The 23,554-nt window shown below is 70.2% G+C and carries 20 protein-coding genes; 12 read left to right on the top strand and 8 right to left on the bottom strand.

What is annotated here, in order from left to right; translation table 11 throughout:
* Window positions 1–16 precede the first annotated feature (16 nt).
* From Cco03nite_RS07435 to Cco03nite_RS07425, 3 genes are all read left to right on the top strand, one after another.
* Window positions 17–448 carry a cupin domain-containing protein gene (locus Cco03nite_RS07435; RefSeq protein WP_203690199.1) on the top strand — a complete coding sequence of 144 codons (432 nt, stop codon included), beginning with the start codon at window positions 17–19 and terminating at the stop codon, window positions 446–448.
* Window positions 429–1,355, top strand: a complete 927-nt coding sequence (locus Cco03nite_RS07430; RefSeq protein WP_203690197.1) for a hypothetical protein — start codon at window positions 429–431, stop codon at window positions 1,353–1,355. Before Cco03nite_RS07435 ends, Cco03nite_RS07430 begins: the two co-directional genes overlap by 20 nt.
* A 130-nt stretch (window positions 1,356–1,485) precedes the next feature.
* Window positions 1,486–1,860: a hypothetical protein gene (locus tag Cco03nite_RS07425; protein WP_203690195.1), complete on the top strand. Its 375-nt coding sequence runs from the start codon at window positions 1,486–1,488 to the stop codon at window positions 1,858–1,860.
* Between the two features lie 6 nt (window positions 1,861–1,866).
* Here the strand turns inward: Cco03nite_RS07425 and Cco03nite_RS07420 are convergent, their stop codons facing one another.
* Window positions 1,867–2,580, bottom strand: coding sequence for a DUF899 family protein (locus Cco03nite_RS07420; RefSeq protein WP_203690193.1), 714 nt, complete (start codon window positions 2,578–2,580; stop codon window positions 1,867–1,869).
* Between the two features lie 107 nt (window positions 2,581–2,687).
* Between Cco03nite_RS07420 and Cco03nite_RS07415 the strand changes: the two genes are divergently transcribed.
* Window positions 2,688–3,626 carry an RNA polymerase subunit sigma-70 gene (locus Cco03nite_RS07415; protein WP_239167185.1) on the top strand — a complete coding sequence of 313 codons (939 nt, stop codon included), beginning with the start codon at window positions 2,688–2,690 and terminating at the stop codon, window positions 3,624–3,626.
* On the opposite strand, the gene Cco03nite_RS07410 is transcribed toward Cco03nite_RS07415, so the two are convergent.
* On the bottom strand, window positions 3,623–4,948 hold the full coding sequence (locus Cco03nite_RS07410) for a BTAD domain-containing putative transcriptional regulator (RefSeq protein ID WP_203690191.1): 1,326 nt from the start codon (window positions 4,946–4,948) through the stop codon (window positions 3,623–3,625). The two genes, Cco03nite_RS07415 and Cco03nite_RS07410, sit on opposite strands and share 4 nt — an antisense overlap.
* Window positions 4,949–5,149: 201 nt before the next feature.
* On the opposite strand from Cco03nite_RS07410, the gene Cco03nite_RS07405 reads away from it, so the two are divergent.
* Both Cco03nite_RS07405 and Cco03nite_RS07400 read left to right on the top strand, forming a co-directional pair.
* Window positions 5,150–5,668 carry a hypothetical protein gene (locus Cco03nite_RS07405; RefSeq protein ID WP_203690184.1) on the top strand — a complete coding sequence of 173 codons (519 nt, stop codon included), beginning with the start codon at window positions 5,150–5,152 and terminating at the stop codon, window positions 5,666–5,668.
* 111 nt (window positions 5,669–5,779) lie between these two features.
* Complete coding sequence (locus Cco03nite_RS07400; RefSeq protein WP_239167184.1) at window positions 5,780–6,727, top strand: methylenetetrahydrofolate reductase; 948 nt, start codon at window positions 5,780–5,782, stop codon at window positions 6,725–6,727.
* A gap of 7 nt (window positions 6,728–6,734) precedes the next feature.
* Here the strand turns inward: Cco03nite_RS07400 and Cco03nite_RS07395 are convergent, their stop codons facing one another.
* Window positions 6,735–7,700, bottom strand: a complete 966-nt coding sequence (locus tag Cco03nite_RS07395; protein WP_203690182.1) for a LysR family transcriptional regulator — start codon at window positions 7,698–7,700, stop codon at window positions 6,735–6,737.
* A 22-nt stretch (window positions 7,701–7,722) separates the two neighbouring features.
* On the opposite strand from Cco03nite_RS07395, the gene Cco03nite_RS07390 reads away from it, so the two are divergent.
* The 3 genes from Cco03nite_RS07390 to Cco03nite_RS07380 all read left to right on the top strand — a co-directional run bounded on the left by Cco03nite_RS07390 (window position 7,723) and on the right by Cco03nite_RS07380 (window position 10,476).
* Window positions 7,723–8,607, top strand: a complete 885-nt coding sequence (locus Cco03nite_RS07390) for a serine hydrolase (protein ID WP_203690180.1) — start codon at window positions 7,723–7,725, stop codon at window positions 8,605–8,607.
* 152 nt (window positions 8,608–8,759) lie between these two features.
* Window positions 8,760–9,734 (top strand): MBL fold metallo-hydrolase, encoded by a 975-nt coding sequence (locus tag Cco03nite_RS07385; RefSeq protein ID WP_203690178.1) that lies wholly within the window; start codon window positions 8,760–8,762, stop codon window positions 9,732–9,734.
* A 70-nt stretch (window positions 9,735–9,804) separates the two neighbouring features.
* Window positions 9,805–10,476 (top strand): immunity protein CdiI family protein, encoded by a 672-nt coding sequence (locus Cco03nite_RS07380; RefSeq protein ID WP_203690176.1) that lies wholly within the window; start codon window positions 9,805–9,807, stop codon window positions 10,474–10,476.
* Window positions 10,477–10,488: 12 nt separating this feature from the next.
* Here Cco03nite_RS07380 and Cco03nite_RS07375 read toward each other — a convergent pair whose 3' ends face one another.
* Together Cco03nite_RS07375 and Cco03nite_RS07370 are read right to left on the bottom strand one after the other, a co-directional pair.
* Window positions 10,489–11,310 (bottom strand): helix-turn-helix domain-containing protein, encoded by an 822-nt coding sequence (locus Cco03nite_RS07375; RefSeq protein ID WP_203690174.1) that lies wholly within the window; start codon window positions 11,308–11,310, stop codon window positions 10,489–10,491.
* A complete protein-coding gene (locus tag Cco03nite_RS07370) occupies window positions 11,307–11,714 on the bottom strand; it encodes a hypothetical protein (RefSeq protein ID WP_203690171.1) in 408 nt (135 codons plus the stop codon). The genes Cco03nite_RS07375 and Cco03nite_RS07370 overlap by 4 nt, the downstream gene beginning before the upstream one ends.
* 141 nt (window positions 11,715–11,855) lie before the next feature.
* Here Cco03nite_RS07370 and Cco03nite_RS07365 point away from each other — a divergent pair, with 141 nt between their 5' ends.
* Window positions 11,856–13,250 (top strand): M1 family metallopeptidase, encoded by a 1,395-nt coding sequence (locus tag Cco03nite_RS07365; RefSeq protein ID WP_203690169.1) that lies wholly within the window; start codon window positions 11,856–11,858, stop codon window positions 13,248–13,250.
* A 45-nt stretch (window positions 13,251–13,295) separates the two neighbouring features.
* Here the strand turns inward: Cco03nite_RS07365 and Cco03nite_RS07360 are convergent, their stop codons facing one another.
* From Cco03nite_RS07360 to Cco03nite_RS07350, 3 genes are all read right to left on the bottom strand, one after another.
* The gene (locus Cco03nite_RS07360; protein ID WP_203690167.1) at window positions 13,296–14,639 is read right to left on the bottom strand and encodes a family 43 glycosylhydrolase; all 1,344 of its coding nucleotides are present in this window, start codon (window positions 14,637–14,639) and stop codon (window positions 13,296–13,298) included.
* 121 nt (window positions 14,640–14,760) lie between these two features.
* Window positions 14,761–15,810 carry an endonuclease/exonuclease/phosphatase family protein gene (locus Cco03nite_RS07355; protein ID WP_203690160.1) on the bottom strand — a complete coding sequence of 350 codons (1,050 nt, stop codon included), beginning with the start codon at window positions 15,808–15,810 and terminating at the stop codon, window positions 14,761–14,763.
* 53 nt (window positions 15,811–15,863) lie between these two features.
* The gene (locus tag Cco03nite_RS07350) at window positions 15,864–16,238 is read right to left on the bottom strand and encodes an EAL domain-containing protein (protein ID WP_275412012.1); all 375 of its coding nucleotides are present in this window, start codon (window positions 16,236–16,238) and stop codon (window positions 15,864–15,866) included.
* A 391-nt stretch (window positions 16,239–16,629) separates the two neighbouring features.
* Here Cco03nite_RS07350 and Cco03nite_RS07345 point away from each other — a divergent pair, with 391 nt between their 5' ends.
* Both Cco03nite_RS07345 and Cco03nite_RS07340 read left to right on the top strand, forming a co-directional pair.
* Window positions 16,630–19,794, top strand: coding sequence for a DNRLRE domain-containing protein (locus Cco03nite_RS07345; protein ID WP_203690151.1), 3,165 nt, complete (start codon window positions 16,630–16,632; stop codon window positions 19,792–19,794).
* 87 nt (window positions 19,795–19,881) lie between these two features.
* Window positions 19,882–23,457 (top strand): LamG-like jellyroll fold domain-containing protein, encoded by a 3,576-nt coding sequence (locus Cco03nite_RS07340; RefSeq protein ID WP_203690144.1) that lies wholly within the window; start codon window positions 19,882–19,884, stop codon window positions 23,455–23,457.
* Window positions 23,458–23,554 lie beyond the last annotated feature (97 nt).

The following is a 23,554-nucleotide window of genomic DNA, read 5'->3' as shown; positions in this document are numbered from 1 at the left end:
TACGGAGGTGTCTCCCATGGCAGGCAGCAACCCGGCCGGCGGGCAGCCGAGATCGAACGCGTGGCAGACGGCGCTCACCATGCTGCAGGAGGCGCAGCCGCCGTTCATCCCGGCCGGAGCCCACGCGATGACCGTGGTCATCGAGTATCCGCCCGGCGACCCCGGCACGCCGCCGCACCGGCACTCGGGCCCCGCGTTCGGCTACGTGCTGGAAGGCGAGATGGTGTTCGAACTGGAGGGCGAGCCCGAGCGGATCGTCCGCGCGGGCGAGGTGTTCTGGGAGCCCGGTGGCGACGTCATCCACTACCAGGACGGCAACAACCGCGACGACGTGCGCGTGCGCTTCCTCGTCACCATGCTGTGCGAACCGGGCAAGCCGATGCTCGTCCTGGTGGACGACGAGGAACTCGCCCAGCGCAAGGACAGGCGTGCGCCTCGGCCGACGTGAGCCGCGCGCCCGCGCCACGCGGCCGGGCAGCGGCGTCCAGCGGCCGCCGAACCCGGCCGCCGACTGGGCTGCCGACCAGGTCGCGGGGGTACGCGACGACCCGCTGCGCCGCATCGCGCTGCTGGCCCGCACCTACCACGGTCCCGAGGGCCAGGCCCCACGGCACCTGCCGTTCCGGCGGGCCGCCATGTCGTTCATGCGCTGGCAGGCCCGCCGGGGAGTGCTCAACTCCCTCAGCTCGCAACCGCCGGGCAGCCGCTGGTGGCGAGCCGTCAACGACCGGCTGCTGTACGACGGCTGCGAGGCCATGGCCCGATCGGGCGGCGTGCCGGGCGAGCCGTCGTCACCGGCGGTCGTGCTGTGGACCGCGTTCATCCACCACCCGACGGCGCGCAACTGGTACCGGGCCCACAACGCCAGCATCGTCAGCGGTTACCTGGACAACCGGGAGCTCGCCGAACAGGAGCCGATGCCCGAGCGCTTCTTCCTCAACGTCGCCCTGCTCCGGGTCCTGTACACCCACGCGCTGGTCGCCGCGCCGAAGCTGGCCCTGGGCCGGCTCGCGGTGCTGGGCAGGTTCCTCGGGGACCCGCGGCTGGGCATGGCCGGGGTGTTCCTGTCGCTGGGCCGGGTCCTGCCCGACCGCTACCCGCCGGCGGCGGAACTGCGCGCCTACCTCGCCCACGAGCACCGCCTCGGCCGGATGCTCGACTACGGCGTGATCCAGCCGCGCCTGCAGCTGCTGTACGAGTGGTCCGCCCACGAACTCGGCCTGCCCGGCCTGCGCGACCTCGTGCACGACGGCAACCCCGTATACGCGTGGTCCTACCAGGACCGCGACGTCTGGTCGCCGCCCGCCGGACCGCTGCCCCGCCTCCTGGGACGGCTGACCGCCGCCCGTCCATGACGGAGCCGCCACGGAAAGCGGCCCGCACGCGTGGCCGATCCTGCCCTACGATGTGCCGTCACGGAAGGCGGAGCCGATGGGGCATGCGCAGAGCGCGACCACGACGTTCCAGTGCCCGCGATGTGCGGGTGTGGTGACGTATGAGCTGGTCGGCTGGCTGGACGGGCGACGCCTCAGCTGGGATGCCTCGGAGCGGTGCGCGGGCTGCGAGTACGCCGTGGAGAGCTACCTCGGCCCGAGCGTCGACGGTGCCGAGCATGCGCTGCTGCGCGAGCAGGGCGGCTGGTTCGGGTTGCAGGTCACCGTCGCGGACACCGACCGGGTCCGGCTGGTGAAGGAGCTGCGTGCGGCGCTGAACCTGCCGATGTCCGAGGCCGCCCGCATGCTGACCGTGCGGACGGGGCCGCTCGCCTGCGGGCTGGAGCTGGAGATGCGCAGGCTGGAGGCCATCGTGCGGCTGGCGGTCGCCGACGCGCACACCGCGGTCGTACGCGTCGGCGACTGAGCAGGGTCAGGCCGTCGCCGGGTGTACGCCGGGGCGGCTCCACTGGGCGGTCGGGCGGCCGTCGAGCCGCCACGGGTGTCCGCTCAGCCGCGGCCAGCCGTCGGGGGAGTCCTCCCAGGCCTCCTGCCGGCCGTACACCGTCAGGTCCAGGGCGTGGTAGCTGGTCATCAGCGCCTCGACGCCCCGCCCGGTCGTCCAGTAGGTCTCGTAGACCTGGTCGCCGTCGCGCAGGTAGCAGGCGATGAACCCGAAGTCGCGGCCGTCGGCGAGGGCCGGATCGCTGTCGCGCGCCGAATACCAGGGGAACGGGTATCCCATGAACCGCGCGAACGCGGCGCTGTCGGCGTACGGGCCCTGGCAGAACACGGCATAGGTGACGTCCCGGGCGTGCAGGTAATCCAGCGGCCCCACGTGGCAGGTGGAGAAGGTGCATCCTTCGCACTGCCGCTCGAACGGCTCGCCGTCGTGCCACATGTGGAAGTACGCGATGAGCATGCGGCGTCCCTCGAACACGTCCACCAGCGGGGTCGGCCCGCCGGGGCCCTGCACGGCGACCGGCGGCATCAGCGTCATCGGCAGCCCGCGGCGGGCGGCGGCGATGGCGTCGCCTTCGCGCGTGTGGGCCTTCTCCCGGGCCAGCAGCTCGTCGCGGGCCCGCAGCCAGGTCCGCCGGTCGACGACCGGTGGTGTCTCCGCGCCGAGCATGGGGTTTGCCGTCATCGTGTCGTCCTTTCGCGAACCGGATCGGTCACGGTTCCAGACGAGCGCGGACGCGAACCTTCATCGCTCACCGATGAAGGACGGCCTTCTCGATCGTCAGTACCGTCGTGACGACGAACGAGCTCCGGGAGAACCGCATGTCCGACGCGGCCGGCCGGCTGCGGGACGCTTTCGGCGAGCACCGCCGCGACCTGCACCTGCACTGCTACCACCTGGTCGGCAACGTGCCCGACGCCGACGACCTGGTGCAGGAGACGTTCCTGCGCGCGTGGCGGGCCCGCGACCGCTTCGAGGGACGTGCCTCCGTGCGGACCTGGCTGTACCGGATCGCCACGAACGCCTTCCTCGACAGCCGCAAGGCGGCCGGCAACCGGGCCGTGCCGTCCGGGGACCTGCTGGAATGGTCGACCGACATCGGCCCCTATCCCGATGCGCTGCTGGCCGCTGATCCGCAGGCCGGTGTCCCGGCCAGGGAGACCGTCGAGCTCGCCCTGATCGTCGCGCTGCGATACCTGCCCGGCCGGCAGCGCGCCGCGTTCGTGCTGTGCGACGTGCACGGGTGGCGGCCGCAGGAGGTCGCCGCCGCGCTCGGCGCCCCGGTCACCGCGGTCAACAGCCTGCTGCAGCGGGCTCGGCACACGGTGCGCCACCACGCCCCGGCCGATCCGCGGGACTGGCGGCGGCCGCCGCTGACCCGCCGGGACGAGGGGATCCTGCGCCGGTACGCCGACGCGGCCGACCCGCCGTCGCTGCGTGCCCTGCTCGCCGAGGACGTGCGCATCACGATGCCGCCCGCGCCGCCGGTCGTCGGGATCGACGCGGTCGTGGCGTTCCTCAGCCGTCCCCTGGACTGGCGTACCTTCCCCAGCTCCGCCAACGGGCGTCCCGCGCTGATCTGCTACCTGCGCGGTCCCGGCAGCCCGCGCTACGAGGCCCTGGTCGTCGACGTGCTCCGGATCGAGCAGGGAAGGATCGCCGAGAGCAACGCCTTCGTCGGCGCGCGCCACGTCGCCGCCTTCGGCATGCCCGCGACGTTGGAGCCTTAGCCGGCGCAGGTCACCAGGCTGCACCAGCGGCGCATGCCGGCCTCGTCGAGGAACAGCCACCGGCAGTGGGACTGCGTGCAGGACCGCACGGTCAGCCGGCGGGGGTCGGCGAGCAGTTCGGCGGCGCTCCAGGCGGCGGCGTGCAGGGGCAGCCGCAGCCCGGCCGCCAGGCTGGGCCGCCAGCGGCCGCCGCCGGTCTCGTCGCGGGTGTACTCCAGCGTCTTGGCGGCCGCCTCGGCGGCTCTGGCGACCGCGTCGAACGCGGCGTTGTCGGCGTGCCCGCGCAGGCAGGCGTACACGTGCGAGCGCAGCGTCCACGCCTCGGCGAGGGTCTGTCCTGCCTCGACGGGATCGCGGTCGGCCAGGGTGAGCAGGCGGCTGACCGTCGGGTCGTCGACGAGGCCGAGGTAGCCGGACCAGACGGCGAAGGTGCGGTAGCCGCGCAGCCACTCGGCGCCGGGCAGGGGTGTGGACAGGCCCCAGCCGGCGTAGGTGTTGCAGAAGTCGAGCGCGGGGTGGCCGCCGACGGTCCAGGGCAGCGTCTCGTCGCGGACCCGGACCTCGTACACGGCGCGGCGGGGCTGGTCGAGGCGCGGGTCGTTGCGCAGGATGCGCCGGTGCAGTTCCTGCAGGTCGGGGCCGGGGTCGACGCCGAGTTCGGTGGCCAGGGCCTGCCGGGTGGCCTCGTACAGCAGCAGCGCGTCGGCCTGGCGGGCGGCGCGGTAGTGAGCGGTCATCAGCAGGCCGACGAGCCGTTCGCGCAGGGGGTGCCGCGTGGCGAGGTCGGCCAGGTCCTTGGCCACGCGGGGGTGCTTGCCGAGGGCGAGCTGCGCTTCGGCGCGCGCCTCGACGGCCACGAGCCTGGCCTCGTCGACCTGCCCGTCGAGCCGGTGCCGCAGCGTCTCGTCGGCCACGTCGGCGAGCAGCGCTCCCCGCCAGAGCCGCAGCGCGTCGTCCAGCAGGCCCGCGCGGGCGGCGGGGTCGGCCAGTTCCAGGGCCCGCTGCACGGTGCGGTGGAAGTCGGTGACGTCGACACGGTGCTCGTCGGCCTCGACGAGGTAGCCGTCGGCGCGGGTGGTGATGCGCACGCCGTACGGGCTCAGCGTGGCGCGCAGGCGGCCCACGTAGGTGTACACGGCGCCGCGGGCCGAGGCGGGCGCGTCGCCGTTCCACAGCAGGCCGATGAGCCGGTCGATGGTGACCGGGTGTCCGAGGTCGAGCAGCAGCAGGGCCAGCAGGCAGCGTTCCTGCCGGCGGCTGGCGATCTCGACCGGGCGGCCGTCGTGGCAGGCCTCGAACGGGCCGAGCAGGCGGAACTCCATACCGTTAGGACGCCCGGCCGCCGCCGACCGGTTGACCTTGGCGCGTGTCGAGGCGGTGGTGAGGCAGCCGCGCGCGGCCGTCGGAAGCCTGTCGCCGGAGCGCCGGTTTGCCCGGAGGTGTCCTTTCCCGATGGTCAGGCGCTGGTGAGGCGGCCGGGCCAGGCTGTGCCGGCAGTCGACGAAACAAGGGAAGGAGCGCTCATGCGCAGATCAGTCATCGCGATCGTGGCGGTGGTCGGCGCGCTGCTGGCCGGGGCCGCACCGGTTCAGGCGGCGGAGGCGGGTGCGCACGGCGGCTGGGTGCCCGCCCCGCAGGGCGGCTACGAGCAGCCCGCCGGGGCGCGCTGCGACTTCGCCGTACGCAGCGAGCCGGTCCTGGACGAGGTGCGCAAACTCGTCCTCGACAGCTACCCCGACGGCTCGCCGAAGCGTGAGCTGTACGCCGGCGACCTGATCGTGAAGTTCACCAACCTGGAGACGGGGGTGTCGAAGGAGTTCGACGCGAGCGGCACCGCGATGATCGACTACGGCACCGACGGGTCGATGACCTGGTACGTCGTGGGGCCCGCGATCTTCGGGTTCCGGGCGGACGGGAGCAGCCTGCCGCGCGGGATCTGGGTGATCGACGGCGTCTACACCATGGCGTTCACGCCCACGTTCCAGAAGACCCTGACGATGGTCCACGGCACCACGGACAACGTCTGCACGCACCTCGACTGAGCGGTGCGTGGCCGGGTGGGGCCGCCCACCCGGCCACGCGCCGCCGGAATGTGGCGCTGATCGCCCTGTCACGGGCGCTTACGGCACGAGCGGGTTCGATACCGTGAGCGCATGGCTGACGACACCGCACCTGCCCGGCGGTCCCTGCGCGCGATGCTGGAGCGGGCCGAGGCGGGGGTGCTGCTGCTCGGCATCACCCCGCCGCGCAGCAGCGTCTCGGCGGAGCAGGCCGCGCAGATCGCCGAGGTGACCCTCGCCCGGCTGGCCACGGTGGACCTCGACGGGCTGATCCTCTACGACATCGACGACGAGAGCGACCGCAACCCGCAGGAGCGCCCGTTCCCGTACCTGCCGACGATGGACCCGGTGTCGTTCCACCGCGATCACCTCGGCGGCTGGGAGCGGCCCGCGGTCATCTACCGGTGCGTCGGCAAGTACACCGAGCCCGAGCTGGCGGACTGGCTCGGCGAGGTGGACACCGACCGGGTGCTGAGCGTCTTCGTCGGCGCGTCGTCGCGGGACAAGGGCGTGCGCACCGGCCTGACGCAGGCGTACACCCTGCGCGACCGGGTCCGCGCCGACCTGCCGCTGGGCGCGGTCGCCATCACCGAGCGCTACACCCGCAGCGGCGACGAGCACCTGCGCATGCTGACCAAGCAGGACCGCGGCGCGTCGTTCTTCATCACGCAGGTGGTGTACGACGTCGACGCGACCAAGAGCATGCTCTCGGACTACTTCTACACCTGTGCGGCCAAGGGCGTCGCGCCCCGTCCGGTGATCTTCACGCTGTCGGTGTGCGGTTCGCTGAAGACGCTGTCGTTCCTGCACTGGCTGGGCGTGGACGTGCCCCGCTGGCTGGAGAACGCGCTGCGCTTCTCCGAGGACCCGCTGACGGAGTCCTACCAGCAGTGCATCGCCACGGCCCGCGAGCTTTCCGCGTTCTGCCGGCGGCTGGGCGTGCCGTTCGGGTTCAACGTCGAGAGCGTGTCCATCCGCAAGGTCGAGATCGAGGCCTCGGTCGAACTCGCCCGCGAGGTCCGCGAGCTGCTGAACTCCTGAGCACGGGTCACACGCCCGGGGCCGTGTGGAAGACCACCGACCACGGCGGCGGCGCTCCCTCGGCCCGCTCGGGCGCGGGCAGGCCCGCGGACCGGGTGAGGACCTCACCGGCGACCGCGGCGAAACGCTGCGCCGCCGGGTGCGGCGACCGGCGCGGCCACACAGCCGCGACCTGCTGCCATAGCGGGTCGCCGGTCAGCGGCCGCCAGGTGACCCGCGGTTCGCGGCGGGTCGCGGACTCCCGCTCCAGCGCCACGCCCTGACCGGCGAGCACCAGCCCGCACAGGAACTCGGGGTTGCGGGCGTGCCGGATCCGGCCGGGGGTGAAGCCGTGCTCGCGGCACACCGCCAGCAGGTGGTCGTGCCAGCCGGGCGCGGTGGCGCGGGGGAACACGACCAGGCCGTGCCCGGCCAGGTCGGCCAGGGCCAGCTCGTTCGACCTGGCCAGCGGGGAGGTGCGGGGCAGCACCACGCCCAGCCGGGTGCGGACGGCGGGCCCCGCGCACAGGTCTACGTCGTCGACCGGCTGGTGCACCAGGCCCACGTCGAGCCGGGCGGCGGCGAGCAGTTCCAGCTGCTCGGCCGTGGTCAGCTCCTGCAGGTCGACGTCGAGGCCGGGGGCCTGCTCGGCCAGCCGGCGCAGCAGCTCGCCCAGGGCCGCGGCCGGGGTCTCCGGCGGCACCCCGGCGCGCAGGGTGCCGAGCGCGCCGTCGCGGATGGTGCTCATCAGGGTGCGCATGCGCTGCTCGGCGGCCAGGAACTCCCGCGCCTCGTCGCGCAGCGCGTGCCCGGCGGCGGTCAGCGCGGTCTCGCGGGGCAGCCGGTCGAACAGGGTCACGCCGAGCTCGTCCTCCAGCCGCCGCATGGCCTGGCTGAGCGGGGGCTGCGCGATGCCCAGGATCGCCGCCGCCCGGCTGAAGTGCAGCTCCTCCGCGACGGTCAGGAAGTAGCGCAGGTGTTTGGAGAGATCCACTGTCCGACCATAGGCTGAACCGATGTTGATCACGAACCGGATCGCGGAGGTGTTCGCCGCCGCGGGCATGCGGGGGTGGCTGCACGCGCGCGACCTCGACACGGGCCGACAGATCGCCGTCGGGGCCGACGACCAGGTCGTCATCGGCTCCATTTTCAAGATATTGCTGGTACTTGAGTTCGCCCGGCAGACCGTCGCCGGCTCGCTGGACCCGGCCGAGCGGGTGCTGGTCCGCTCACGCGACCGGCTCGGCGGCTGGGGGACCGCGGGCTGCGCCGACGACGTCGAGGTGTCCCTGCGCGACCTGGCCTACTTCACCATGTCCGTCAGCGACAACACCGCCGCCGACATGCTGCTTGGTCGCGTCGGCGGCCCCGATCTGCTGCCGCTGCTCGCCCAGGAGCTCGGCCTGACCCGCACCCGGCTGATCGGCGGGCCGCGGGAGCTCCTGGAAACGATGATCGCCGACGTCGGCGCGGGCGACGACGACGAGTTCGCCCGGATCTACCCGGCCCTGCCCGAGGAGCAGGTCCGGGCGCTGCGGGTGTACGACCCCGCGCGCACCAACTCCAGCACCCCGGAGGAGATCACCCGGCTGCTCGCCCTGATCTGGCGGGACGAGGCCGGCCCGGCGCAAGCCTGCGCGACCGTACGCGCGCTGATGTCCCGGCAGCTGTTCTGGACCCGGCTCGCCGCCGCCTTCCCGCCCGGCGTCCGGGTCGCGGCGAAGACCGGCACGCTGCCCGGCCTGCACATGGAGGCCGGCGTCGTGGAGTACCCGGACGGCGGCCGCTACGCCGTGGCGGTGTTCGGCAGGACCGAGCGGCAGTCCATGCCGCGGCTGGAACTGGACCTGGTGCTCGGGCGGGCCGCGAATCTGGCCGTCGGCGAGCTGCGCGGAGAGTGACATAAGACACCGGCCGCCATCCTCGGCTGGCGTCTGAACTGGGGTGATATCCGGCCCGATATGGCAGGTGCCGCTCTGCGATCTTGGACGGTGCCGACGGCCGGATGTTTCGCTGCGCTGGTCAACTTGATCCACCGCACGAGGGGAACCACATGTCAGAGCACCAGGTCGGCCGCCGCCGCTTCCTCGCGACGGCCGCCGCGGGCACCGCGCTCACCTCGATGGCCGCCATCCCGGTCGCCGCCGCCCCGGCCGCCGCCGCACCCGCCGCCCGGCCGGGCACGGCGAAACGGCAGACGGCGACGTTCCGCTGGCTGGGTACCTCCGGCTGGCGCATCGACGTCGGTGCCCGCACCGTCCTGATCGACCCGTACCTCACCCGCTTCCCGACGGGCCTGTTCACCGGCGCGTTCGACCCCGCCACCGAGCTCACCGTCGACGCCGCGACGGTGGCCGCGCACGTCGGCAAGCCGGAGAACGTGTTCGTCACGCACACCCACTGGGACCACTTCAACGACGTGCCGCACGTGGCCACGACCACCGGCGCCCGGGTCTTCGGCACGCTCACCGCGTACCACCTCGGGCTCGCCGCGGGCGTGCCCTCCGCGCAGCTCAGCCCGGTCAAGGGCGGGGAGGTGCTGGCGTTCGGGGACTACTCGGTCGAGGTCGTGTCCGCGCTGCACAGCCGCAACGGGTCCTGGTCGATGGCGTTTCCCGGGGTGCGCACCAGCCCGCCGAGCCCGGCCCCGGCCACCATCGCCGACCTGCCCGAGGGCGACACCCTGTCGTACCAGCTCACCGTCACCGGCGGGCCGTCGGTGTTCTTCATGGGCGCCAGCGACTTCGTCGAGCGCAACCTGCGCGGCCTGAACCCGGACGTCGCGATGCTGGCCCTGCCGTCCAGCAGCTCCACCCACGAGTACGTGCCCCGGCTGATCGAGGCGCTCGGCCACCCGGCGGTCGTGGTGCCGGTGCACTGGGACAACTTCGAGACCCCGCTGCAGAACCCGCCGGTCGTCGCACCCGCCGACCTCCAGCGGCTGACCGCGTTCGAGGCGGCGATCCGCCAGGTCGCCCCGCGCACGACGATCCTGCGGCCGCAGTACGCCACCCCGTACACCTTCTGACCCGGCACGGCCTCGACCGGGTCGCCAAACCCGGTCGAGGCCGACGGCCCGATGGTGCGATCATCGGCCGATGACCAGGCAACGGATCGTCATGAGCGCCGACTACTGCTGCGGCCACCCGCTGTCGGTCACCGACGCCGACGGGATTTCGCAGGTGTGCGACCCCGCGTCCCTGCCGATCAGCGAAGCGCTGGTCGACGGTCTGGCGGCCTGGAAGCAGCGCTTCGACCTGACCCTCGACCATCAGTACCCGCCGGACTCCGGGTTCGCGTCGCCCGACGACGAGTACGAGTTCTACGCCGACGGGCTGGTCCTGGCCGCGGCGCTGGCCGTCGAACTACTGGACAGCCACGCCGTCGAATACCACGACGAGCGTTACCCGGTGCGTCAGCGGGAGCTGCGCCTGCTGGCCGACGGCGCCGTGGCCGTGGACGGAGGGCGGGCCGTCCTGCCGACCCACTGGGCGGATCTCGCCGACGACCCCGACCGGCGGGCTGCCCTGCTGGCGCAGTTCGAGCACGAGCGGGCCGCCGGGCACGTCCTGGAAGGCAAGGATCTCGTGCTGCTGGCGCGCTGCACGAGATGCGACGACGTCCTGTTCCGGATCCAGGACGGCGGCGGGTACGCCGTCGTGCACCTCACCCGCAGCAGCAGCCGGGAGCCGAGCGCCGAGTTCCCGTGGACCGAACGGCACGACGACGGTGTCGCGCTGCTCGCCGACGTCGGCGAACGCCATCGGTGAGCCCGCCGGGCCTCAGGCCTTCGACAGGCTCCGCAGCAGGTCGGCGGTGGCGGGGTCGGCGGGGTAGAACGACTCGATGGCCAGCTCGGCCAGGGTCACGTCCATCGGGGTGCCGAACGTCGCGATGATGCTGAAGAAGCGCAGCTCCAGGTCACCGGCCCGGACCCGCAGCGGCACCAGGATCTCGCCGGGACCGGGCAGCTCCACTGCCGGTTCCGGTTCCGGGCACGGGTAGCCGGACAGCTCCCGGTGCAGCGCGGTCAGCCCCGGGTCCGCGGTGATCTCGATCTGCCGCCGCAGCCGGGTGAGCAGGTGCGCCCGCCACTCGCCGTGGTTGACGATGTGCCGGGCCAGCCCGTCCGGGTGCAGGCTGGCCCGCAGCACATTCGCCGGCGGCGCGAGCAGGTGCGGCGCGACCAGGTCGGTGAACAGCGACAGCGCGCTGTTGGCCTCGACCAGGTTCCAGGCCCGGTCGACCACGACCGCCGGGTAGGGGTCGTGGCCGTCGAGGACCTGGCGCAGCGCGGCCCGCACCGAGGCCAGCTGCGGCGCGTCGAACGCCGACTCGGCGTACACCGGCGCGTAGCCCGCGACGAGCAGGAGTTTGTTGCGCTCCCGCAGCGGGACCTCGAGGTGGTCGGTGAGCACGAGGACCATGTCCCGGCTCGGCGTGGAGCGTCCGGTCTCGACGAAGCTCAGGTGCCGGGTGGAGATCTCGGCGAGGTTGGCCAGTTCGAGCTGGCTGTACCGGCGACGCTCGCGCCACTGCCGCAGCTGGGCGCCGATGGGGTGGGCGGTCGTCACGCCGCCCACCTTAACCTCGATCGCGATCATCGACGGGCGCGCCGGACACCGATGAACTGCAGCTCGGCCAGCAGCCCGACGGCCGCCGCCTGCGCGAGGACGTAAACCGTGCCCAGGGCGGTCAGCGGGGCCAGGCCGGTGGCGAGCACGGCCGCGCTCAACAGCACCCAGCCGAGGTTGAGCACGATGATCGACCGGACCGCCCGCAGGTTCACCTCGGGGCGGGTGGCGGTGAACCCTACGAAGGCGGCGAAGGCCAGCAGGAACAGGCCGGTCGGCAGGGTCAGCGCGACGGGCAGGCCGAACAGGTCGGCGTGCAGCCGCCCGGCGGCCAGGAAGCCGATCCCGGTCGCGCCGGAGGCGATCGCGTCGACGCGCAGCGCGTTGCGCAGCAGGCGGGGGGTGGCGGTGGCGAGCAGTGCGTTGTTCGTCATGGGCACCACGTTTCCGCACCGCGCGCCGGTGGTCGATTACCTGGCAGGTAATGCGCCGCGTTCGACCGGGAAGCGTTCGCAGGTTCCTCTCAGCTTCACCGACCGTCCACGCCGAACCCGTGCCTCACTTAACGTGATTCCATGCGAAAAGCCCGAATCGTGTGCATGGTGGTCGCCACATCGTCGCTGCTGGCCGGCTGCAGCCTCCTCCCGCCGAGCCTGACCGGGCAGGTCGGCCTGGCCGGCATCGGGGACCCCTACTTCCCGACCTACGGCAACAGCGGCTACGACGTCGAGCGGTACCAGTTGAAGGTCAAGTTCGATCCGGCCACCGGGCGGCTGGACGGGACCACGACGGTGCGCGCGAAGTCGACCCAGCCCCTCGACCGGTTCCACCTGGACCTGTACGGGCTGACGGTCAGCAAGGTCACCGTCGACGGCACGGCTGCCGAGTCTTCGCGGGTCGGCGACGAGCTGGTGATCACCCCGGCCGCGCCGGTCGCCTCCGGGGCGGTGTTCACCACCGAGGTCGTCTACGGCGGCCGTCCCGCCGACACCCCGGAGGGCGACGCCGAGAACAACGGCTTCTTCACCAGCCGGCGCGGCGCGGTGGCCGTCGGGGAGCCGCAGTCGGCGGCGGCCTGGTTCCCGGTCAACGACCATCCGCGCGACAAGGCGCTGTACGACATCGAGCTGACCGTGCCGCCCGGCTACAGCGGGATCAGCAACGGGCTGCTGCGCGGGCGCACCGAGGACGCCGGCTGGAGCACCTGGCGCTGGGAGGTCACCTCGCCCATGGCGTCGTACCTGGCGCTGATGGCGGTCGGCAAGTTCCGGCTGGCGCAGGGCGAGCACAAGGGCAAGCCGGTGATCACCGCGATCGCGGAGAAGGTCCCGGTGGGGGAGGCCGACCGCAACCTGGCCCGGACCCCGGAGGTCGCCGACTTCCTGGAGACGATCGCCGGGCCGTACCCGTTCGACGCCTACGGCGGGATCGTGGTCGCCGAACGCCGCGTCGAGGACGAGATGGAGAGCCAGACGCGCCCGGTGTACACGGCCGAGACCTGGGCCGACGGCCCCGACACCGGCATCCTCGCGCACGAGCTGGCACACCAGTGGTTCGGCGACAGCGTCTCGGTCGACACCTGGCGCGACATCTGGCTCAACGAGGGCTTCGCCACCTACGCCGAGTGGATGTGGCTGGAGCACGACGGCGGCCCGACCGTGCAGCAGCAGTACGACAAGCGGTACGCCGACGCGAAGTCGGACCTGTGGAAGATCCCGCCCGGCGACCCGGGCCGCGAGGAGATCTTCTCCGACAGCGTCTACGAGCGCGGCGGCATGACCCTGCACGCGCTGCGCCGCCTCGTCGGCAACGAGACGTTCTTCGGCATCCTGCGCACCTGGACCGAGCAGCACAAGGACGGCAACGCCAAGACCGCCGACTTCATCGCCCTGGCCGAGCAGGCCGCGAACCGGGAACTGGACGGCTTCTTCGACCAGTGGCTGTACACCACCGGCCGCCCGTCGTCCTGACGGCCCGGTCGAGGCCCGGCGACCTGCGCCGGGCCTCGACCGTGGTCAGGCCACCTCGAAGTAGTCCAGTTCGGCCCAGCGCGACAGGAAGGTCAGCCGCACCGTGTTCGTGCCCGCCGCCAGGGTGACGTTGACGGGGACCTGCCGCCAGGTCTCCCAGCCGGTGTTCGGGTAGTTGACGGTGGTGGGGGAGCCGCCGTTGACGGTCAGCGTGTGCTGGGCGTCGCCGAAGCCCGCCGCGTACGCGACGTACACCGTGTAGGCCCCGGCCCGGGGTGCGAAGACGCTCAGCTGCACCCAGCTGTCGGCGTAGTCGATGTACGCGACGGCCTGGCCCTGCGAGGCGGTGGTGGTGCTCCGGATCGAGCAGCGGTTCAGAGTGCCACGCTCGGCCTCGGTGCGCACCCGGCTGCCCCGGACCACGGGGAAGCCGCCGGACCAGCCGAGCGCCGCCACGTACATGCCCCGGGCGCTGTAGTTGTTGATCCAGCCGTGGAAGACGAGGTGGTCACCGGCGGGGTCGCGGACCACGTCCGCGCCGCCGGGCCCGCGGACCGCGCCGTTGACGCTGTCGGTGGTGAGCAGCGACCGGTACGCCTTCGTGTACGGCCCGGTCAGCGACGCCGAGGTCGCGTAGCTGGTCTGGTAGGCGTCGCCGCCGTAGCTGCCCAGCGAGTAGAACAGCACGTACTGCGCGCCGACCTTGGTCAGCACCGGGGCCTCGATGACGCCGTTCTCCTCCGGCCGCCCGCTGCGTAGCAGCTCGACGCGCCCGCCCTGGAAGGTGAGCCCGTCGGCGGCGACGCCCTGCAGCCACAGGCTGGTCGGCTGGCCGATGGCGTTGCCGTCGTCCTTGTACAGCAGGTAGCGCGCGCCGGTGCTGTCGACGAAACTCGACGCGTCGATGTCGCCGCCCTCGCCGCCGTTGCAGACCAGCGGCTGGGTGCCGACCGGGGTGAACGGCCCGATCGGGGAGGTCGCCAGCGCCGCGCCGATGCACTGCCGGCCCACGGCCGTGCTGCGGGCCGTGTAGTAGAGCAGGTACCGGCCGTCGGCCCGGCGGGTCACCTCGGGCGCCCAGGTCAGGCCGCCGCTGGCCCACGCGCCGAGGCTCGGCAGCGCGTTGCCGCGGCGGGTCCACGGCCCGGTCAGCGAGGTCGCCGAAGCGACCGGGACGTTGCCGAAGCCGTTGTTGGTCGAGTAGGCGTAGTAGACGCCGTCGAAGCGGGTGACGTCGGGGTCGGGGAAGTCGCCGTTGACGACCAGCTGGGGTGCGGTGGTGGCGGCCGCGGCGGGCGCGGCGGTGACGAGCTGGACGCCGACGAGGGTGGCGGCGATCGACGCGAGCGCGAGGCACGCGGAGACGACGGGGGATCGGGTGCGGGGCATCGCTCCTCCTCAGAACGCTTTCGTAATAGGAAAGAAAGCATCTAGAAAGAGAAGGGTATCGAAGTATGACGTTATAGTCATCCGTTCGGCCAGGCCGTGATCGCCGCTCGCCGCGCGTTGCTCACCAGCCGAGTCGGGCCGCCACCGGCAGGTGGTCGCTGCCGGTGGCGGGCAGCACCCACGAGCTTTGCGGCTGTACGCCCCTGGTCAGGATCTGGTCGATCCGCACCACCGGGAACGCGGCCGGCCAGCTGAAGCCGAAGCCGTCCCCGGCCGTGACCTGGGCCGAGCGCAGTCGCGAGGTGAGGCCGGCCAGCGCGCGGTCGTCGACCGTGCCGTTCAGGTCGCCGAGCAGCACCACCCGCTCGTTGCGCTCGGCGGCGACGGCCTCGGCGAGCGCCTGGGCGTTGCGGTCCCGGTCGCCGGTCGAGAAGCCGCCCCGGGGATTGACCCGGGCGGACCCCAGGTGGGCCACGTACACCGCCAGGGGACCCTTGCCGGTGGCCACCGTGGCGCGTAGCGCGCGGTTGTAGACCAGTTTCTCCTCGGCCGTCTTGGCGTCCCCGAGCGGCCCGACGTCCATCCCGGTGTCGATCGGCCGGCTGTCCGACAGCGGCAGCCTGCTCCACAACCCGACCGTGCCCAGCACCGTGTGGTGGGGGTACGCCGCGGCCAGCCCTTGCTCGTACGTGCCCCGGTCCTGCTCGGTCAGCTCCACCAGGGCCAGCACATCCGCCCCGGAGGCGGCCAGGTCACGGGCGGTGCCGGCCGGGTCGGCGTTCTCCGCGCCGACGTTGTGCTGCACCACCATGAGGTCGCCGCCCGGCCGGGACTTGTCGCCGAGCAGCCCGCCGAACAGGTTCAGCCACACCACGGACGGCAGCAGCAGCGCGGCCACCGTGGCGGGGGAGCGGCGCCACAGCGCCCCGGCCAGCAGCACCGGGATGCCCAGGCCGAGCCACGGCAGGAATGTCTCCACCAGGCTGCCCAGGTTCCCGATCCGGTTCGGGACCAGGTCGTGCAGCAGCAAGAGCACGCCCAGCAGCAGGGCCAGCGCGGCGAGCACCGGGCCCCGCCTCCAGAACCCGGGCCGGGACGCGGCGTGTATCGCTCCGCGGGCCTTAGCGCGCCAGGTCCCTGCTGCGGTCTCCGTCGTGTCCACCTGCGTCATCGTGCATCCTCGTTCATCGCCGACTTCCGCCGGTGATTCGATCACGCAGCGTGTTACCGGAGCGTGAGTGGTACCGGTAGCGCGCACCTGCCTGGTGCGCACACCTCGCTCCGGTGGGCCTGCCGCACGGCCGTCAACGCATGCGGCGTGTGGAGGTGGTGAGCGTGGACGTGAACGCGCGGTCGAGTTTGACGACGTCCAAAAGTATGCGGCGCAGGTAGAGATCGTGAGATGGTGTCGGATTCCTCGGCGATGTCGATGAACTCCGCAGGCCCGAGCCGGCCCCGGGCGGGGTGGTTGCAGCGCGTCAGTGCGTCGAACCCGACGGCGGCGGAGTCGGCAAGCCGGACCATGGGCTGGTACTCCAGCAACAACCGCCCGCCGGGCGCGGCCCGCTCCAGCTCGGAGCGCGGCCGCACGCGCCGCATGGCGTGCGCTCCCAGGCTCGCGTCGTGCGGCGCCCCCAGATGTATTGATCGGTGCATGGCTCTGTGATTGCGGCGACCCGTTCCAAGGTTCAGTAACCGACCTCAAGGTACGTGTGACGCAAGTCACGGGGTGGTGGGTTGTTGCAATGAGTGACCGCTGAGACGACTACGCACGGTGATTTTCCGTGGCCGAAGTGTGGCGATCGTCGATGGCCGCGAGAATCTTCATCCGCTCGTGTCCGGATTGGTGGAAATCGTAAGGGCAGCGCGTCACTGGCTCTTTGGCATAGCGTGCCGCTCCAAGCGTTCTTGGAGGTTGGTCATGCGGGGTCTGCTCTTAGCTGAACGACGCAGGGTTGGTCGGTCGTTTGGTGCCTTATTCGCGACCGTCGTGACGACGGTCGGCTTGCTGGTCGTGCCTGCATCGGCGCAAGAGCGCGTTGAGCCATCCGCACAGCCGATGGTCGAGGCCGTCGCTGGTGATCCGGGTGATCTGATGGCGAGGGCACATGCCAATGCGGCAGCAGCGGCTCGTATGTCTGGACATCGGGTGCAGGTCGATGAGCTGACCTCAGAGACGACCGAAGTCTGGGCGCTGCCTGAGGGCGGCTTCGAGGCGACGCTGAGCTCTGGCCCCGTACGTGTCAGGCGAGACGCCGGCTGGGTGCCTATGGACCTGACACTGGTCAAGGACCCTGCTGATGGTTCGGTCCGGACGGTGGCTGACCCGTACGACGTCCGGCTTGCGGGCGCGACCTCGGTGGGGTCTCACGAGCTTGCTGTATTCGGTACGGGTGAAGACCGCTTGTCAGTGGTCTGGGACGGTGCGTTGCCCGAGCCGGTGCTGCAGTCCAACAAGGCGACCTACGTCGATGCTCGGCCTGGGGTCGATCTGGTGGTGGAGGCGACCGGGACAGGCGTGGAGACCTTTCTGATCGTGAAGAGCCGCGCCGCGGTGGATCAGGTGCGTGAGATCGTGTTCCCGGTCACGGGCAAGAATGCGGCGGCGATTGAGCGTGACCAACACGGCAACATGACGATCGTCGACGGCTCCGGGCGTGGGGTGGCCGAGGTGCCAGCACCGGAGATGTGGGACGCAGCGCTCACGCCGACCAACGAGCCGGCACGGGTGCGGGCGGTTGACACGCAGGCTTCGGCGCTCGTGCAGGGCAGGCGAACGTCGCAGGCCGAGCCGGGTCTTGAGCTGCGACTGACGCCGGATGTGGCGTGGATGACCGATGCCGCAGCGTCGTGGCCTTTGGTGATCGACCCCGTGATCAACGCTCTCACCAACTCCTATGACATCTACGCCAAAGAAGGCGAGACCACCCATAAGGGTGGCAACAACGACTTGCATTTCGGGCATGCCTCTAACGGAACCGCACGGGCGTTCATCCGCTGGGATAGCACTGTCTTGGTAGGCACGTCGATCACGTCAGCGTCGCTGAAGTTGTTCAACTACTACTCGGGAACATGCTCGCCCCGAGAGTGGCAGGTGTGGACCACCGGTTCGATCCCCAACGGGGTCCTATGGGGCAACCAACCTGCCTGGATCACCAACCAGAGCAGCTCGACGGAGACCACGGGCTTTAGCACCTCCTGCGGCGACGGATGGGTGTCGGTGGACGCCACAAACTTCTTCCGGACCGCCGCCGCTGCCGGAGACACGAGCGCGGACATGGGGATCAAGGCAGCATCGGAAACCGACGTGACCTACTGGAAGCAGGTGCGCGCCAACCACGCCTCCTATCTGGATTTCGCGCCGGTAGCGACGGTCACCTACAACTCTTACCCGACGGTCGGGACCCTGTCGACCAGTCCTGCCACCGCGTGTGTTACCGGCTCGGCCCGGCCGGTGATCAACACGCTGACGCCGCAACTGTCGGCGGTGATCTCCGACGTCGACGCAGGCGCTGTGGTGAAGGCCGAGTTCGAATGGTGGGCTGTCGGCGGCGGCGCCAAGATCGGGTCAGCGATCACCGGCACCGCGGCGCCCGGGACGACATTCTCCAGCACAGTGCCCTCCGGCGCGTTCACCGAGGGCGGCATCTACCAGTGGCGGACCCGCGGCAACGACGGCAGCCTCGACAGCAACTGGTCCTCCTTCTGCGAGTTCCAGGTGATGATCCTGCCACCGCCCGTGCCCGGCTGCGCCAACGGTGTGGACGGGGACTTCAACGGTGACGGGGTCCGCGATGTACTGATCGCTGACCCGCAGGCGACTGTCAACGGCGACGCCAACGCAGGACTGGTTCGAATCATCAACGGCTCCGATGGAGCCACCCGAGCGATCACCCAGGACGACGCCGAGGTTGTCGGCGACTCGGAGCCCGACGACCGGTTCGGACATGCGCTCGCGATCTTCGACGCGAACAAGGACGGCTGCGCCGACGTGGCGGTCGGTACGCCGTTCGAGGACAGCGGCTCGACCGTGGACACCGGTGAGGTACAGCTGCTGTTCGGCTCCCCTTCGGGTTTGAACAGGAGCAGCAGCGCTCCGCCGATGCTGTACGAGCAGGGCGCCAACGGCGTGCCAGGCGCGAAGGCCGCCTCCGACAACTTCGGCTTCTCCCTGACCGCAGGCCAGACCCCGGCTGGGCAGCCGTTCCTGGTGGTAGGCGCACCTGGCGAAGACGTCAGCGGCCATGCCGACGCCGGCGTCGTGTACTACTTCCGTGGCTCGGTGAAGGTCGCGTTCGACCAGAGCAACGGCGGTGGTGGCACTGCCGAGACCGACGACAGGTTCGGGTACGCGGTCGCGGCAACCCCGTACCACCTCGCAGCCTCGGCTCCGGGCGAGGGCAAGAACGCGAACACACAGTTCGCCGGTCAGGTCAACGTCTACAGCCACACCCTGACCAGCAACCTGCCGACCAGAACCGGGACGGTGGACCAGGACAGCTCTGGGATCTCCGACGCCATGGAGGCCGATGACACATTCGGCAAGTCGATCGCGATGGCACCGTACTGGCCCGCCGGTGACTCCATCCTCGCAGTCGGTGTTCCAGGGGAAGACGACTCTACTGCGAACGCAACCGATGTGGGACTGGTGCAACAGTTCAAGATGTCCGGCACCAGCCTGACCGAACTCGCCGCGATCAGCCAGGCCACGGCTAACATCGCCGACGACAACGAGGCCGGTGACCTGTTCGGAGAGAAGGTTCTGCTGGTCAACACCAATCCGGGCGTAGCGCCGACCGGGCAGACCCTGCTGATCGCGGTGGGCGCGCCGGGCGAGGACATCAGCGGCCAGGTTGTCGACGCTGGCAACATCCACGTGTTCGCTGCGGGCACAGCCACGCCAGCGTCAGACACGCTGGTCGAACGGGCGGCCGGCAAACTACCCAGTTCGTCCGGCCCACGCGAGTTGCTCGGCTATGGCATGGGTGCCTCACAGGCAGAGCTGTTCGTGTCGTCGCCCTACCACAACCAGGGTGTGTGGGCGTTGCCGTGGTCGGCGTTGGCAGCCGGGTCGGCTGCCCCGGCACAGAGTTGGCAGCCGGGCGCAGCTGGTATCCCGGCTGGTGCGGTGGCGTTCGGCACGCAGGTCGGGTGACTGGCGATGCGACGGCAGTTTCAGCACACGGATTTCAGGTCTACGGGGGAGCGGAACGGCATGAGTCAGCGGTGGCGGGTACGCGCAGTGGCGATCACGGTGGCAGCAGGACTGGTGGCTGCCGCGCTGTGGGCGGCCCCGGCACAGGACCGGGGCGAAGTACAGGCGTTGGATACTGCAGGTTCGGGACCAGGCGTGCCGCGTACGGAGGCGCAAGCGATGGCGGCCGCGCGAACGTCAGGCAGACCGGTAGAGGTGGAGTCGAAGGGCGATGCACGCCAGGTGACCTACGCGAACCCGGACGGCACCCTCACTCGCGAATCACACCTGCAGCCGTTCCGAACACTGCGCGCCGGCAGATGGGTTCCCATCGACACCACACTCATCCGGCATGACGACGGCACCGTAGGCCCGAAGGCGGCTGAGACGGAGATGCGCTTCTCCGGCGGTGGCAGAGCGCCGCTGGCGACCATCTCGCGGACGGGCCGGATGCTTACCCTGACCTGGCCCGAGGAACTGCCAAAGCCGACGTTGGACGGTGACTCGGCCACATACGCCGACGTGTGGCCCGACGTGGACTTGGTAGTTCACGCATCGGTGAGCAGCTTCACGCACGTGCTGGTGGTCAAGACCCCACAAGCGGCTCGCCTTGCCCAGCTCAAGACGATCGCATATGGGCTATCGGGGACGAACCTAGCGTTCAAGGCAGGCGCAGACGGGCGCCTGGCGGCGCTGGATGCCGGCGGAGGCGGAACCATCTTCGAGGCGCCGGCCCCGAAGATGTGGGACTCGGGTTCACCGGCAGAAGCAGCGGCGCGGGGTGAATCGTTTGACGCCTCTCGGACAGCGCCCGAGTCGTCCCGACGTTCGGGGCTGGGGGTCATCGTGGCAGGCGGCGAACTGCGGCTCTCGCCCGACCAGCGGCTGCTGACGGACCCGTCTGCCCGATTCCCGATCTACATCGACCCGCACGTCGCTACTCACAAGAACACCAAGTGGGCGATGGTCGACTCCGGCTACCCCAACGAGGAGTACTACAACTGGGATGGCGACACGGACCAGCGGATCGGCTTGTGCCCGCGTGGGTACTCGTCGACCTGCAACTCATCGCAGGTCAAGCGCCTGCTGTTCACCATGGATTCGCCGTACGCCGATGACTCGATTTCGATCCTGAGCGCCGAGTTCAAAGTCTCGATGGCGTCGATCGTCGTCAGCGGAACCAAGCGAAACTTCTCTCTGTACCGCACCAGTGGCTTTTCGTCGGCGACGAACTGGAGTAACCAGCCTGCGTGGTCGTCGACGAACAAGCAGCAGACATTGGACACAAGCACCACTGCTTCGTGCACAGGAAACCCCAACGTTGTGTTCAACGCAACGCAGGCAGTGCGGACTGCGGCCACGGACAACTACTCCACGTTGACATTCGGCATCAAGGCCGACAACGAGAGCGACGAGCTGTCCTCGAAGCGGTTCTGCCATAACGCAGTGCTCTCGGTGAACTACAACCGCCCTCCGCGTGCGCCGGACAATCTCAGCTCCAACCCTGGGGGAAGCTGCGCCACCGGATCAGCAAGGCCGATTGTGCCCACCGTACCTGTGCTGATCGCGTACCTGTCTGACCCCGACACAGGTGACGCCGAACCGCTCACCGCCACCTTCACCGTCGAGTGGACCCCAGCCGGTCAGAACAAGCAGACCAAAACATGGACGACACTGTCGAGTACCAGCCCCGAGTTCGAGTACAACCTGAACGCCTCGGGCACTGGGGTGCCGGATCTGCCGGAAAACACCGTCGTGACCTGGAAAGTGATCGCCAGCGACGGCACATCACCCAGCCCGGCCAGCCCGACCTGTGAGTTCGTGCTCGACAAGAGTCGACCTGCCGGTCCAGACATCGACTCACCCGAGTACCTGCCAGGTGACAGCGTCGACAACGGCACTGGCATGCCGGCCGCGGCGTGTGTGCAGGCTGCCGCCATCCACGACGGCGTGGGCCGTTACGGCACGTTCACGTTCACCGCAGCGGATCCAGACGTACTTTCGTACCAGTACGCGTTCGACTCGACCTTGTCTGCTGGCAGCCCTTCAGTGCCCGCGTCAGCGGTCGGCGGGTCGGCCTCGGTGCACTGGGCTCCGGCAAGTGAAGGACCGCATACCCTCAACGTCAGGGCAGTGGACGCGTCCGGCCCAGGGACGATCTCGTCGTGCTCGTTCAAGGTCTCGGCGGGTCGTCAACCGGTCGGAGAATGGGCGCTGGACGATGAGGTCGGGTCGACTGTCGCCGCTGACGCCGCCGTGCCGGGCAACCCCGCCGCGGCAGGTTCCGGTGTGAGCTTCCGTGCCGGCGGTGCCGGTGGTCCCGCCGACCCAGCCGCGCAGCTCGACGGATCCGCGGAAGGTTACCTGGCGACATCGAGCACCGGCCTTCTTGACACGGGAGGTCCGTTCTCAGTCAGCGCCTGGGTCAAGCTCGACGACTTGACGCGCAGCCAGACAGCTGTGTCGCAGGATGGAACCGGCGAGCCCGGCTTCGTCCTCGGCTACGAGTATGAAGCCGGCGTCGGCAGGTGGACGTTCCGTATCCCTGTCACCGACGTCGACTCCCTGGGCGAATGGCAGGTCCACAGCAACGTGGCGGTTTCCACGGATTGGGTGCACCTGGCAGCCACCTTCGACCCGTTCAAGGACGCGATCACCCTTTACGTGGGCGGTGCCGCGACCACTGTGGGTGCCGCCAGATCATCGTGGGCATCGCATGGCAACATCCAGATCGGCCGCCACACCGCGAAGACAGGCTACACCGGCCATTGGAACGGCCGCATCGCCGATGTTGAAGTCTATGACCGGCTCGTGCAGCCCGCTGAGATCACCAAGCTTGCCGCGATCTCGATCAAGCGTAGGGCGTACTGGCCGATGGACTCGTCGAGTCTGCTGGACGGAACGTCGCAGACCTTGCGCAGCGCGGCGTTCGATCCTGACGGAGAGGGCCCGATCGACTCCACGGTCGACGACCTGACGGTGGAGGGAGCCGATCAGGTACTGGCGGTTATCCCGGAGGACCCGGAAGAGCTGCCAACCGAGGCACTCGTCGGTGAAGGACACCTGAATTTCAACGGCAGTTCCGACTATGCCTTTACGGCTTCGAAGTTGGTCGGACAGACCACCAGCTTCTCGATTTCGGCACGCGTCAGGCTGGCGGCCCAATGTGCGAACGAGCAAGTGGTGATGTCGCAACCGGGGACCAACGTCAGCAGGTTCGAGGTGAGATGCCTGGCCACGCCGCAAGGCAACAGGTGGCAGCTCGTGCTCAACGACGTAGACCAGGTCGGTTCAGCTCAGACGATCGTCACCGACAACACCCACGCTCCTGATCCATCACTGGCAAAGGGCGAACATCTTGCTGTCACGTACAACGGACTCACCGGCGAAGTCAAACTCTACGTGCGGGGCGAACTGGCACTGTCCGCCATCGCGACGCTCACGACCGCCTGGAACGGGTCGGACGGCGGAATCCAGATCGGACGTGCACTCACCGGAGCCGGCGCTGGACTGTACAACCGCTTCTTCTCCGGCGACATCGACGAGGTGCGGATCTACACGGGCGTCATCGATGAGACCACCGTCGCGCAACTCTCCAGCACGACCGCCCTGCCTGATCTGTGACACGAAATGCGCCGGCGGTCACGCGAGTCGCGGCCGCCGCCGCAGCAAATCCGACGGTGTATATACGGCTCGCTTGACATTCCAGGTGGTGTATTAG

It is taken from the genome of Catellatospora coxensis (assembly GCF_016862635.1).
Classification (GTDB): Bacteria; Actinomycetota; Actinomycetes; order Mycobacteriales; family Micromonosporaceae; genus Catellatospora; species Catellatospora coxensis.
The sequence above is the reverse complement of the archived record's forward strand: the minus strand, read 5'-3'. Positions and strand labels throughout refer to the sequence as shown.